Annotated in this window: 8 protein-coding genes and 2 pseudogenes; 3 read left to right on the forward strand and 7 right to left on the reverse strand. The window is 39.0% G+C overall.

Features of this window, described 5'->3' with window-relative positions; all coding sequences use genetic code 11:
* The first annotated feature begins 2 nt into the window (after positions 1-2).
* The 3 genes from CXF81_RS03430 to CXF81_RS03440 all read left to right on the forward strand — a co-directional run bounded on the left by CXF81_RS03430 (position 3) and on the right by CXF81_RS03440 (position 2569).
* Positions 3-521: a peptidylprolyl isomerase gene (locus CXF81_RS03430; RefSeq protein WP_101179985.1), complete on the forward strand. Its 519-nt coding sequence runs from the start codon at positions 3-5 to the stop codon at positions 519-521.
* Positions 522-573: 52 nt separating this feature from the next.
* Complete coding sequence (locus CXF81_RS03435; protein WP_232771764.1) at positions 574-1899, forward strand: MFS transporter; 1326 nt, start codon at positions 574-576, stop codon at positions 1897-1899.
* Between the two features lie 130 nt (positions 1900-2029).
* Complete coding sequence (locus tag CXF81_RS03440) at positions 2030-2569, forward strand: nuclear transport factor 2 family protein (protein WP_101179986.1); 540 nt, start codon at positions 2030-2032, stop codon at positions 2567-2569.
* 112 nt (positions 2570-2681) lie between these two features.
* On the opposite strand, the pseudogene CXF81_RS03445 reads toward CXF81_RS03440, so the two are convergent.
* From CXF81_RS03445 to CXF81_RS03480, 7 genes and pseudogenes are all read right to left on the reverse strand, one after another.
* A pseudogene (locus tag CXF81_RS03445) lies at positions 2682-2915 on the reverse strand (integrase core domain-containing protein); the annotation flags it as partial.
* Between the two features lie 199 nt (positions 2916-3114).
* On the reverse strand, positions 3115-4539 hold the full coding sequence (locus CXF81_RS03450) for an aldehyde dehydrogenase family protein (RefSeq protein ID WP_101179988.1): 1425 nt from the start codon (positions 4537-4539) through the stop codon (positions 3115-3117).
* A gap of 35 nt (positions 4540-4574) precedes the next feature.
* Positions 4575-6872, reverse strand: a complete 2298-nt coding sequence (locus tag CXF81_RS03455) for a TonB-dependent receptor (protein ID WP_101179989.1) — start codon at positions 6870-6872, stop codon at positions 4575-4577.
* A gap of 1650 nt (positions 6873-8522) precedes the next feature.
* Positions 8523-9356 (reverse strand): AraC family transcriptional regulator, encoded by an 834-nt coding sequence (locus tag CXF81_RS03460; protein ID WP_198556313.1) that lies wholly within the window; start codon positions 9354-9356, stop codon positions 8523-8525.
* Between the two features lie 1148 nt (positions 9357-10504).
* Positions 10505-10981 (reverse strand): MarR family winged helix-turn-helix transcriptional regulator, encoded by a 477-nt coding sequence (locus tag CXF81_RS03465; protein WP_101179990.1) that lies wholly within the window; start codon positions 10979-10981, stop codon positions 10505-10507.
* 961 nt (positions 10982-11942) lie between these two features.
* On the reverse strand, positions 11943-13112 hold the full coding sequence (locus CXF81_RS03475) for an MFS transporter (RefSeq protein WP_101179991.1): 1170 nt from the start codon (positions 13110-13112) through the stop codon (positions 11943-11945).
* Between the two features lie 417 nt (positions 13113-13529).
* A pseudogene (locus CXF81_RS03480) lies at positions 13530-13902 on the reverse strand (ATP-binding protein); the annotation flags it as partial.
* Positions 13903-14857 lie beyond the last annotated feature (955 nt).

The following is a 14857-nucleotide window of genomic DNA, read 5'->3' on the forward strand; positions in this document are numbered from 1 at the left end:
GCATGTCAATTTTCCAATACTTAGAAGTAAAAACCTGTGCTGGAAGCTTCTCCATTAAGTTAAAAATAAAACAGGCACCAATAACTTGTGCCTACTTTATTCAGCTTGTATCCAATGGAGAATTAGCAGATGGCAAACTTTTTCGTGTTTTAACAGATAAAAACCAAAAAGCTGAACCCCGGATAAAGGTTATACAACTAGGTAGCAACAAAAAATTAGACGAGTTACGCAGTTATATTAAACATGAAAACACCTCTATTAGTGGGTTAACGCATAAGAAGTGGTGTGTATCAGTAGCTAGGTTCAAACCGGGAGAAGTGTATAAAAGCTTTTTCATTTGCATGCGCGACGAACCAACCCTTGATTACACTGGTAACAGACACCCAGATAAACAGGGCTTTGCTTGTTTTGGCGAAGTGGTAAGAGGCGTTGAAGTCGTGAAAAAATTATACGAAATGGCTGGGAATCAAGAGATGCTTAATCCCGCTATAAGTATTGAATCGTTCGATTTAGTTAATTAGGCTTAACTCTTTGTGCACGCTCCAAGAAGAGTGACACCAACAAGAAGGTAATATGTTAGCAGAAATCACTGACAGTAAAATACAGTATACGGTTGGAGAGTGGTTCACAAAAATACGTTTTAACCGTGTGCACTTGCAGATAGGCATTTGCCTATTTATGGCCTTTGCCATGGAATCATGGGAAATGATGATTTTAATATATAACAGTGGCGCTATAGCAAAGGAATTTGGGCTGTCGCCCACCCAAATTGGATCGCTTATCTCTGCTTTATTTTTAGGCATGATACCCGGTGCGTTATTTTGGGGTAGGTTAATGGGACAGATAGGGCGTAAAAAAGCGTTAATATTAAGCATCGGGCTATATGGGATATTTCCGCTTATCAGTGCATTTGCGACTTCATATGAAATGTTATGGGCTACCCGCTTTTTGTGCGGCATGGTGATGGTTGGCAGTCTAGTGATCACTTTTCCTTATTTTGAAGAGTTAGTACCAGTAGCATCCAGAGGAAAGGCAACCGTTTATTTATCAGCTGGTTGGCCGGTGGGTGTGTTAATTGCTATTGGAATTACCTATGCACTAGACTCCATGGGCTGGAGAGTCATTATTGGTATGGGCGCACTGACCTCACTTTGGTCCATTATTATTTGGAAATTTGTTCCGGAATCTCCTTACTGGTTGGCAGAAAAGAATGACGTTAATGGCGCATCTCAATCTATCAACATCCTTTGTAACGGACAATTTAATCAACCTAAAGTTAAATTAGAGCAACAACACGCAAATTCCGCTGGTAGTTTGTTTGACTTATTTAAAGGGACTGTTGCTAAAACTACGTTTCTGCAAATAACCATTAACTTTTGCTTTTCTTGGGGGTATTGGGCCATGGCAAGTTGGATGCCAGTCTTACTCAGTAAAAAAGGACTCAGTACACCAGAAGGCTTAGGTTTTTTAGCAATATCTGCGTTATTTATGTTCCCCGGTTATATGTCTGCAAGTTACTTAACAGGTAAGTATGGTAGAAAAAAAATAATGGTAATTTATGTATTTATGGCTGCTGTGGCAGGTTTCGGCTTAGCTAGGTCCGTTAGTGTAAATGAACTGTACATTTGGAATTTCACCTTGTCATTTTTCAGCCTCGGCGCATGGGGAGTATGGAATACTTGGCTAGGTGAAGTATACGACACTCGAAATAGAGGAAATGGCACTGCAGTAGGTATAGTATCTCAAAGGATAGCTAATTCTATTGCACCAATAGCTATAGGCTCTATTTTAGCCAGCAGTACTTTTAACTTTACCGTCGCTTTCATTTCAATGTTCTTTATTTTAACCTTAATTGCGACCTTATTTTTAAATGAAACAGAGGGCGTTTCACTAAAATAATTCGTGTATTATTTTACCGCTAAGCAACCAGTTGCCTTTAGGGGATACAGACTAGACATTACTTTTTTTATGGATTAGCTAGACGGACTAGCGTTAGCAATCTTGTTATTCAACAATAGGATTTAATTTTATGCAGCGTTTTATGATTGGGCTTCTTTTTACACTATTTCTTGCATCATGGGCGAGCAGTGTCTTAAGTTCGATAGATAATGACAAGGCTAATTTGAGTTCCGAAAAACAAATGATTGGTGAATTAGTTGATGGTCTGCATGACTCTGCTCGCCGAGCAGATTTAACCGGTTATTTAGGTGCGTTTACACAAAGTGGCGTGTTTATGGGTACTGATGACTGGGAGCGATGGACTCGTCCGAAAACCCTAGATGCCTATGTCAAAGAGCGTTTTAAGGAAGGTGTTGGTTGGACATACAAATCAGTAGAGCGTCATATTAATATGACACAAAGCCAAGACTTTGCGTGGTTTGATGAAATTATTGTATCCGAAAAGTGGGGCCGCTTCAGAGGAACAGGTGTGGTTGTAAAGGAGCAAGATAACTGGAAAATCACACATTATTCGATGAGTGTATTAGTAGCTAACGAAGCTTTCTTTGATATTGCTGAAATTAATAAGAAAGCGTTTAAGTCGCGAGATAAAACAGACAGCAAAAATTAATGAGACCCGGTACTTTTACATTAGCAAATTCGTCAAAATAGATCACGGCGATTTATTAGCCCCACCAACTTATTCAGCCAACGTATGGACTTCCCAGCATTTACTAGACAGTTTATTGTTCCAGAAAATACGCTTCCTCGAATTTAGCAGGTGATGCTCCGCCTGTATGCGAATGGCGTTTTTTAGGATTGTAAAACATTTCTATAAAGTAAAATATCTCTGTCGTCGCTTCCTCCCCAGTCGAATATATCTTTTTTGTTGTCACGCGCTTTTTAAATGTCGCAAAGAAGCTTTCAGCGACCGCATTATCATGGCAATTCCCGCGACGACTCATGGAAGGTTTTAGTCGTTCTCATCGACATTGGCGGTAATGACGGATTTGGCTTTGACACGGGTACAAACGAACATGTTATTGGACCCGCCATGTCACGTTGGTCAACGCTGAGCATAATTAACTGTGCTGAACACCTAAAAAAAGAGCGGAGCAGAACACGACTCAAAAGTATTCTACGACGCTTGATTTTGACGAGTATAATATCGCTATCCTAGCGGCGGCTTGTTTTTATAGTTTGAACCGAAGTGTATTCTTCCAGCCCAAGTGTACCGAATTCAACGCCAATTCCTGATTGCTTAACGCCGCCAAATGGTGCATCAGGCTGAACAGTGCCATGCTCGTTTATCCATACAGATCCTGTCTCCATTTTGCTAGCCAATTCAGTTGCTAATGGAATGTTTGACGACCAAATTGAACCACCTAATCCATTTTGATTTTTATTCGCTATAGCGATGACTTCGTCAACATTAGAATACTTAATAATAGGAAGAACTGGCCCAAATTGCTCTTCATCGACCAAACGAACGCCGTCTGCGATATCTGAAATGATGGTTGGTGGGAAAAAGTAACCCTCACCCTCACGCTGTTTTCCACCGACCAATAATTTACCACCACTAGCAATGGCATCATTAGTGAGTTCAATAACTTTATTCAATTGTGCTTTATTTTGTAAAGGCCCAATTTCAACACCTTCAACCATACCATTGCCTACGACAATGCTTTTGGCTATTTTAACGAGTGCTTCGCAAACGTCGCTATAAACTGATTCATGCACGTATAGCCGTTTTAAACATGCGCATGTTTGCCCATTATTGTGAAAACAAGATAAAAATAACTCATCAGCTATCTTTTTAACATCTACATCGGGTAAAACGATGCCTGCGTCATTGCCGCCTAACTCAAGCGTCAACCGCTTTAGGTTACCTGACGCTAAGCTCATAATTTGCTTGCCGGTAGCGGTTGAACCAGTAAATACGATTTTATTTATATCAGGATGAGATGATATGGCATTTCCTACGTCGGCACCACCGGTCACTAAGTTCAACACACCGGGTGGCAGAACCGTGTTAGCCAACTCAACAAATCGGATTGTCGCAAGAGGTGTGTAAGGAGAGGGTTTGACGATTACTGTGTTGCCTGTTCGTAGCGCCGGCATAATGTGCCAGATTGCGATCAATAATGGCCAATTCCAAGGTGTAATTGAGGCTACAACACCTAAAGGTTTGCGGTGTACTTCAATTTTTGCTTCGTCATTATCTTGAATAATTTTGGGAGGTAATGAAAAACTAGTGGTTGCTTGCGTCCACGCAATTGATCCACCAACTTCCATACCCGATCCAATACCTTTATAGCCATTTAGGGGCTTACCATTTTCTTGGGTAATTAACTGCATCAGCTCTGGCATATTCTGCTCAAGCAATGAGGCTATTTCCAGCATTTTTTCTATTCTGCTTTGCTGCGATGATTGACTCCATTCAGGGAATGCCTTTCTAGCAGACTTTACGGCCATATCTACACTTTCGGGGCTACCTTCGGCGCATTTTGCAAAGGGCAATCCAAGTGCAGGGTTAATTACTTCAAACGTTTTTTCTGACGTTATTTTTTGACCATCAATCATCATTGTAAACTGTTGCATATATACCTCTAAATTAGATATTCAATCTTTGATCATTAATAAAAATTATACTGAACGTTAATACCTACCCATCTAGGTCTAGCATAAAATTCCTGAATAAAACCTGCATTTTGAGTAAAATCGAAAGAGTACACGCGATACTCCTCGTCGCTTAAGTTTTTTACAAAAGCGGATACTTTCCAATTGTCATCTACTCGGTAACCTAAGCGTGCGTTAAAAACGGTATAAGATTCTTCCGTTGATACTTCGCTGTTAGTTATGTCGAAAAATTGTTCGCCTTGATGGTTAAAATCTAATTGAATGGATATTGATTCGGTAGCTTGATATCTAAATATGCCATTAAGGGTATATTTAGGTGCAAGTACCATTTCAGTTCCTTCCACATTGCCAACACCTCGAACAACAACACTATCAATTTCTGTGTCGAGTAGACTAGCACCCAATTTAATGTCCCATTTGTCGCCATCGCTCCATGTTACTTCAGCATCAATGCCCTTCAGCTTGGCATCGGAGTTATTGATAAATTGACTTAAGCCAGCGAATGTTAAAGCTTGATAATTGTCATAATCATAATAAAAAATGCTTGTGTTTATTCTCACATCGCCATCTGCCAAAGTTGCTTTTATACCGCCTTCGTAACTTGTAAGTTCTTCTGATTCAAAGGGCACGTCTGCTTCTGTAACACCATCGGTGTAATCGAGAAAGCCGCCGTTAAAACCACCGCTTTTGAAACCATTTGATATATTAAAGAATACTAACGTTTCCTTATTGAATTTATAATCGACTCCAATTTGTCCAGATATATTATCATCGTCAATGGTCGTTAGCTCTGCGGCTGCAGGATTTTGATTAGTAAAATCAAAATAGAAATTTGAGCCTGGGTAACTTGCATCACCGACCAATCCGCAAACATCACCAGCAGGTATTAGGCAAGAGTTAACGACAGCATCAGGCTTGGTGGTGGCAAGGTTTTGATATTGCATGGTTCGTTCTTCTGTGGTGTAGCGTAATCCGGCAGTTAAGGTCAGTTTATTATTAAGTGGTTTTTCAACTTGCCCAAATAGTCCATATGATTTTGTGTCTTGAACATAATCGATATCATAGTTAACAAATGGCACAAGCTCAGTACCAAAACTCCCTTCCGGTGCCCCTGTGATTGCATCGATGAGTGGTCCAGGGTAATTAATATCTAAATCTAAGCGACCGATTACCTCATTTTCAAAGTAATATACACCCGCGATCCAATTGAATGAATCAGTTGTGCCACTTAATCTTAATTCTTGGCTAAGCTGCTTATTTTCTGATGCAAAAATAGGAATTAAACCATTAAACGGACCTACATCAGCGTCTTCTTCATGCGTTTTTTCAACATTTTCAAATGCAGTGATCGATGCAAATGTAAAACTATCTTGCTCCCAATTCAATTTTAATGATGCGCCAGTAGAATCTATTTTTAGCAAGCCTTCTCTATTATATGCGCCTGCAAAATTATCGCCGTCATTGTCTGCGTAACCGTAAAAATCGGAACTTGTGCCTCCCATGCCGTCATCACTTGCTCGATGCTGATATTGAGGTGCATTGGTGTCAGATTTACCACCATGAAAATTGACCAAGGCAGAAAAATCGCTATTAAGGTCGAAATTCAACTGTAACCTGTATGCTTTGCTGTTCGCTTCGTTTGCATCAGGACCTATTCTATTTTCCACATAACCGTCATGATTGTTCGTAGCAACTGATACTCTGCCTTGTATAGAATCAGACAAGCTGCCACCTATTGCAGCTTCTGTCTTAACCTGACCATACTGTCCCAATGTTAAGTCGGCTAAAATTTCCGTATCTCCAGAAGGTGTATTGGAAATAAAGTGTACTAAGCCACCTGTTGCGTTTCGTCCATACAAAGTACCTTGTGGACCGCGCAATACCTCTACGCGCTCCAAATCAAATAATTGGAACGTTAAACCTGGCATTGCTGATTGATAAACTTCATCGCGATAAATAGCTATTGGTCCTTCGTTGTTATCATTAAAGTCATTAAGGCCGACACCGCGAAGTGAAATTGAAGGGTTATTGCCTTCCCCGACGGGAGTGCCAATATTTAATCCGGGGGTTTGAGAAGCAATGTCTACACTGTCAGTCATGTTCAATTCGCGTAGTGCATTACCGGAAAACGCGGTTACAGAGACACTAATATCCTGTACATTTTGCAACTTCTTCTTTGCCGTAACACTAATAATTTCAAAAACGGATTCTTCTTTTACTTGAGCCAATGATTCGCAGGATGTTCCTACAGATATCGCCGCGACTACTGCGAGCCCTAATTTATTGTGTTTCATGTTTATCCTTTACTTTGAGAACTAAACTTTTAGGTTTTTATTAATAGTTAACTGACATCAAAATTTTTATACATCACGTATGAAATTCAATCTGAATTTTGGTTTGTTACTTGCTTTACAAATCACGTGAATATAATAATATATCTACACTTGTGCCGAATTGTCAAAGCTTTTCGCTAAAAATCTGTGAGTAAAATATCGTATATTCAATGAATGACTCAACAGGGCTGGGTTTTTGGAGGGCTTTTACGCATCGGGTTTCTGCTGATTGATATTGATTTTCTAGATTAGTAAATAAAGTTAATGTTTGTATAGGATCTTTAATACAAACCGCTAGATTGGAAAATTAATGCGAGGAAGAAAGCACAAAGTACTCAATAATCTCCAATATCCGTGGCCGCTTTCTCGGCTGTAAGATTAAGCAATCGAGTGGTCGCCAATATCGTCTAAATGCACAGTGCTTGACTCTATTAATATTCAAGGGGGCGGGTCTTGCCCGGACTACAAAGAACTGTATTTGGTAAAATACAATCGGCGAGGCAACAAGTGTGACAACGGCAAGCCTGACTAAAAATTTAGAGGTTGCGCAGAATTAAGGCTTGGAGAGTCGAATTATAGACGACTTCGAGCTTAAGTAAGCCTCACTTTCTCTAAAAGTTTGTTTACTCGAATTTTCCTCTTCAAAATTAAAAAGACGAATGCTGCTGCTAATTAATAGGCTACGAATCGTTGGACGGAGAAAATAAATTCTTAGCCCGTTCAAGCGCTAGATAGTCCGCAACAGTCTCTTACGTTTGATTTTGCAACCGACTGTAGTAACGTCGATAAAAATACAGCGGATACGCTTTAGTTATGTCGCAAGGGCACTTCGCATTTGCTCATGCGCGGGTGGGCTTGTGTTCACTTAATAACGCAGTAATTGGTGCAGAGCACCCAATAGATAACCTTCATGAAATGAAATTGTATTTGTAGATTGGTATGTACACAGTGGTAATCGTGCTGCACCAATCTTTTATAATGGTACTAAAGTTGTAACAATTACATTGCATCAATAACGCTACTTGCTTGTAAATACTGAGGATGTGTCGATTATTGACTAAGAAACTGACAGAGGCAGTAATCTAAATGCTTAGTTGCCTTCAGAAACTGTCTAAGCGGTTATCTTGACTGTTTTGACGTAATAGTAATTTTTGCTAAAGAGCACTGTAACTCAAAGCTAATTATCGTTTCTAATAGTTTTGATGCAGGTATTTATGAGCCTACAGGCCGACTTGTAATGACCTGTAGCAGTTCCTTAGACTGACAAAAAGTTTACTTCACGGCCATACAAGTTATGTAATGGCCACATATTCTCTTGCTATGGAGGTTTTATAACTCGCCAACGGGTCGCTAAAATGGCTTAGCAGTATTTGTCGAGTTGTGGGCAAAATTTAGCTTAATGCACGACTCGTTTTCTGTCGCGTACCACAATAGCGCAGGTCACGAAATCAAAGTAGTTTAAAATAGTTAGATTACTACAGCCAAAAACGTGCTCTCGAAGGTATCAAAAATGTGGTAGCGATAAAGGTGTACAAAGTTTAAAACAGTCGGGATATCCAAACTTTTTTAAATTATCTAATTTATAATAGGGGAGCGGAAATTAAATCTCGGTCAATACAAGCGTATTTTATTGAAGTAAGACTCTTCTCGAACGAATTTCTGGTATTCTAATGGTGTGGCGTTTACAAGCCGCTTAAATTCCCGAAGAAAATGCGATTGATCACTGAAACCTAATTCAAATGCCAGATCAGATAAACTAATTTTATCTTGCTTAATTCTGTAAGCAGCGGACTGGCACCTCACTATTCTGCTGAAAACTTTTGGTGACATGCCAACATCGCCTAAAAATGCTCGTTGTAACGTCCTAGTCGTGAAACCTGTTAGTGCTTCTAAATCTTTAACACGAACATTTCCTTTTTCTTGGCAAATTTTGTTAATTATCGGCATAGTTAATTGTGACGACACGCGGGGAGTCGTTTTTCTTCGTAAAAATTGCTTAATTAATGCCATTTTGGTTGTTGAATTGTCATTGCATGCCATCTGTTCAAGGAACTTTTCTGCATTTGGGACAATGTCAAGGAAATTAAAATTGTGGTTAACTAACTCATTAGCAGAAACGTTTAGGAAGTCAGGCACTAGACCGCTCGCGAATCGCACACCCACATATAAGTGTCCTTTCGACAAGTTGACAGAATTCACCTCCAGTAGTGAACCATAGACTGCCGCCGATGGGTTAGTGGCGTCACAGTCAAAAAAAATATCAATGCAACCATCAGGAATAGCTAAGGTTAGCGATTTGCTAGGGTCAACTTCGAAACTGTAGAAGTGCGAGATAGAAGAGTCGTCTGATGCCATCATTGAGAACTTTTTAGCAGCGCAAACAACAAACCAAGGTTGATTAGCATAAACATTAAAGCTTTTTTCAGCGTCTGAAACAATCGGCAAGTACTTGACTCCTACTTCCAAAACATGCGTGAAAATAATTACATAATTCACTTGAAAATTCAACAAATTTTGCAGGAGTTCAAATACAGTCTACTGGAGTGTTTTATGATATTTCTAACAGTTGGGACAGCATGTTTTTATCAATCTTATTGTTCGAAACCATGCATAAAAATTATGCTTGCATCATAGTCAATCAAAGTTAAGGACGATGGTATGGCAAGTAACGCTAAATTACATTTTGTTTATTTGTCAGACAAAGTCATTCTCATATTAGGCGCTACGGAGCTGTTAAGATGGGTTGATACCATCGAAAAATGTTCATAATTCTCCAAAAGTGGGTTTATCGTATAGCAGGGTAGATTTACTATTCCTACAGAGCGACGATTACGTTTCTAAAAGACTCAACGTCGCCTAAAATAACAAAACCAACGGACGATAGAAGCCTGATGGCGATACCCGCATCTATGGGCTGAAATATTGCTATTGCGTACACGAATTAACAGGCAATATGGTGCAGTAAGTCTGGCATAACCTTGGACATACTTACCGAGTTGATAAATTATATTTAGGCTCAGTCTATTCATTAAATGCCCACTCCCGGATTATCCTGTAATTACGGGTTTTCGTAACATAGACAGATCCCTCTGGTAGGTAATAAGTCTTCAATATTTTACAAGCTAAGTGTAAATCGATGGTGCGGCCAAATTGCATCAGTAATGACCCGCGATGGAGAGCGATAAAGGGCTTTCAATAATTTGACAGTGCGGTTTATCCCATTATTCACTAAGCACTCACAAGTATGCTGGTATTAAAATATCAACTAATTTGCCATCAAGTTCAGAGAGTTTGATATGCTACAAATGCACAACCTAACTTATAACAAGGTGAGCCTTAATATTTTGCAAATCGCAGGGAATGAAAATTTATACTTTTTATTTCTATGCAAAAGATAAAAAAAGTAAGGACTCTCAGTTTTTAATTGAGCGTGTCAAAGAGCACCTAAAGTAATGCTCAAAGCGTTAGGTTTTTTATCAAGTGCTTGCCTGTTCTATTTTTCAATGATTCTTCTATTTTATTAAAAATACATCGGTTTTCACTAGATAAAAAGATAAGCATTCGTTGTAGATTCTTGTTGCAGCATTTTGAGGTTAATATTCTGCTAAATTATAAAATAGTCTTTGCAAGGTATCATTTAAGGTATCTATTTCTTCGGTGGTAAAATCAACATAAATACTTTCAAAAAGTCTTTCTGATTGCTCTGTAACTTTAGCAATAGTTTCTTGTCCACTTTCTGTCAATTGAACCATTGATATTCTGCCATCTTTTTCGCTAGTTGAAATAGTTACATGACCTTCCTTTTGAAGTTTATAGGTAGCTCTAGTAATGGTGGGTGTTTTTGCCACAGCATGGGTGGCAATGTCACTTACACTTAAGGTGCCGTTCTCTCTCAAAATCATTAAAATACGCCATGCTGTAATATTAATACTGCCTTTTTTAAGTGATTTCTCCATTCTTAGTGAGTAGACACTTCCTACTCTCATTAACCAATAGAATGGGAATTGTTGGAATTCAAAATCGGCCGATGCAGGTTTGAATTTATCGAATTGATTGTTGGTTTTACTCATAACGTTGCTCATATAATAAAATCAAGTTGCGGACTATACGTGATAATTCATGTAAAACGAAATTTAATTACTCTCTTTTACCTTTTTTATTTTCGAATAAAATAACCGCTGATTTTGTTACTCAGTGATTTAAGGCAACTACAAGTATAAGTAACCTGAGATCTGCTTAAACAACTACCATAGCGTTACGCTTTACATCAGTTAAATTAAGGCGAGGCTTTTTTTGTTTTAAGCAATAAGTCACCAATCCAGCGAGTAGATAAGGTATAAAGCTGTTCATGTTGCGATGTCTTGGGATACGAATTTTGTGGCACCCTTTTATGCATGTAGAGTCAATTAATTCGATACCTGTAGGCTAACCCTCAAGTGCGGTGAAATATGCACACACAGGCAGAATTACTCTAAGCATGACAATAAGAAACCGAGTGTAACTGAGGAATAAATACGTTGCAAAAAATCATCAAAATCGCAGAATAACTCGACTAATTTATTAATGCTGGTTGCTTGTTAGATTGAATCACTATTGGTCGGCTCTAACTCGTTGACCCTCTCCGGCACACCATTAGCAGAATTATGAGATTGCACTACATTAAATATAACAAGCGATTATTGATGTTCCAGAAATTGCTTTAATAAAGTTTCCTGTACAATTTATACTTTTTCCAAGATGTCCGATTCTTTATTTTGGATGCTATTCGCAAATTAAGGCACATTGTCTTCAGTTTTTCATTGGCAAAGCTCAGCAAACCAATTTTTGTTAGTTAAAGATAAATTGATCGAAGCCAGTTGCTATAACATTAAGAGTACAATTGGTATTGAGTTTGCTTTATGACATTATTGGCTTCTTGTTCTGACAGGCTCTAAAAAATGATTGTAATTTAGATGATGGGTCGCTTCAATTATATCGGCACTAATTACCGAATTAATCGCGACGCACATACTAAAATTGTTTCAGATTTATCTAGATGCTTTTTGCTTTTAACTCCTTCAATACTTTATAATGAACGGATACTGGAATAGCAAAAATGACTAAGCTGGAAAGTAGCAGTAGAACCGTGAGTATTTTTACACCTTCAAATCCAGCACGGTCTTCAAGTATTATAGATGCTATGCCGGGGCCAAAGCCGATACCGATAAGTTGACATGCAATAGCAACAGACATGGCACGTCCTTTCATATCCATATCGCTGATAGCGCTGATGATAAAAGGAAGAACCAAATTCCATATAAAATTGAAGGCACTTATCGCTACCAAGAATATGATGTATTCTGGTTTCCCAAGGAGCATGGCAATCGAAGCTGCTGCAGCGAGTATACCAAATGTCATAAGGACCCAACGAGAAATTTTCCCTGCAAGTAAAAATGCCAGTAAGGCACCGGGAATGGCCACAAATTGTGAAACTAATAGAGCATTTGCGATGGATTGTTCGTCAGCACGGATTTCCATGCCTATCAGAAACAAATTGGCCCAAGCAAGACCAATCGCGGTATTAAAGACAAGGCATCCAAAAACTGCAACCGCAATTAGTCCCCAATGCATTTGAACGCTTTCAGGTGACACCTTGACAGAATCGTTTGACGACTTCGGCACATATTTCACTATGAGCAGGGCCAGACCACTAATGACGGCCCAAGCTGCAAAAATAGCACTAATTCCAAAGTCTGATAAAATTGACGGCATTACCCAAAGCCCAAGTGCACCATAAGACAAGAGTAAAACTAAATACAAAGCTAAGTTTCGATCTGTTCTTGTGGTGAGGCCAATAAAAGTAAAACTGAGTGATATTATAACTCCCTCACCTAACCCCGTCACAAATCGAACGACGTTGAGTTCACTTTCCGTTCCCATAAGAGAAGAGACTAAGTTTCCAAACGTGGAAAGCAAAAGTCCGATCGTTAAGAGCAATCGCCAGTTCACAAATCGGCCTAACACAACAATAACGACTGTCGCTAATGCTACCCCGATCATTTCCGAGAAAGCTAAGCCATTCGCTTGTGCCTCGGATAGGCCTAATTCTGTGACGAAACCTTGAACAAGCCCTGGCTGAACAATGAAAGATAGAACGCCTACGGTTCCTAAAATCATCGCTGAAACAATAGCCGAACGGCTGTTTACATTAACTTCAGACATACAATTCCACTTATTTTAAAGGCGTTAGCCAAATTTAATAAATCACGTAACAAGTAAAGTAATACATAAGCTATTCCTATACAATAGTTCTTGCTTACTTGAGCCTAAGTTTTATAAGCTAATATTAACTTTGGGTGCATGTTAGAAAACATAAAGTTGAGTGGAGAAATTCAAGTATCCAAGGCAGTAAATATCACGTTTTGAGCTTGAATTTGAAATAGTTAAACGTGCTCGCATCAGGAAATAAAAAGGACATTCAAACTGACTGTGGTTGATTAGTCCCGAGTGTAACTGGCCACAGTAGTGCCGCAGCAGGCGGGTTTATTAAGTCAACAGTTGGCACAAACTTGCGGCCAATGGGGCTCCTCTCGATATTGGTTATCTGAACATCACATTAAAGAACAGATTGGCCTCTTAACGCCCGAAGGGTAAGTAGCCGATTTCAGTAATAACTAATAACTTAGGACCCAGTAAACTGCGTTTAATTTAGTTTTCCAAGCGTTCCTGTTTCTTCACCGTTGCCAGTTGCAGCATCAAATCAGTAGCAGTGATGAAGTGTGTCTTTATCCCTCTCTTTATCCCTCTCTTTATCCCTCTCTTTATCCCTCTTTGTATTGCTTGGTAAGCATAACTTCAGGCTATGTGACTTACCCAAACCACTTGGCCCAAGCCGTACGATATTTTCAGTACGTTCGATAAAAGCCAACCGGTTGAGTTCTTGAACCTGCTTTTTAGGTGCACTGGTGGCGAACGTAAAGTCATATTCTTCGATGTGTTTCACAGGCACTGTGTATTCTGTCCATTTGCAAGTTCATAACGCCACCTCAATGAGCTGGTCCCGCGTGCTTAAAGGATGTTGGAAGATTTCAATTGGCAATGCGCAATGGTTTATTGGTGCAACTATATTAGTTAACCTTAGTGGCGCCGGCAGTTCGCTCAAAATCAACTTTTCTTTTATTAACAGCACCTCAGGTAGGTCAATTTTACTCTATCGTTAGTCGGTCAGTTTTATATTGGCGGTGACAATTGGAAGGTTATGGCTTTTAGCCATGGAACTCGACAGCCTAGGCTTAGCTCTGAAAAAGCATTGAGAAAAGTTAAGTAATTGTCAGTATCAGTATCAGTATCAGATCAAAGCTACTATCAAAGTTTAATTAATGCGGTGACCTTTGGAACACTTCATGAATGCGCCAGTCAATTAAAAAATTTTCAGAATATTGATAGATTTAAGAGATAGTTATTGCAACGCATGATTTTGAATCAAGAAATCAAAGCCAAAAGCTGCTAGCAAGGCAAATGTTGGTGTAATCAAGGTTTTATTCAATTTGGCTGAACAGCGCTCCAATAAATTTGAGTCGCGCTTCTCGCTTGGATTCTAGCAAGAAAAGTGTGATATGTAATGTTTAGACAAATTATGGAAGAGGTGTTGCAAAGTATTGTTTAAGATTTCTATTTGCTCGACGCTTAAATCTTCTAACTATTATTAAAAAGTCGCATTGATTGCTCGACCGCTTTAACAACTGCATCTTGTATGTTGCTATTGTAATAGTGGTTTTTTTGCTAAGGCATGAGTAGCAATGTCACTGTCACTCAGAGTAAGATTTTCTCAAGGTGTCATTAAAGTTCGCCATGCAATAATCTTTCTACCGCCTTTCTAAATGTTTACGCAATCCTAACAGAATAATTACTACCAAACCCTCATTAACCAATAAAAAGAAAATTGCTGGAATTCGAAATCGCTCGAT

The organism is Glaciecola sp. 33A (assembly GCF_002836745.1).
In the GTDB taxonomy this organism is placed as follows: Bacteria; Pseudomonadota; Gammaproteobacteria; order Enterobacterales; family Alteromonadaceae; genus Glaciecola.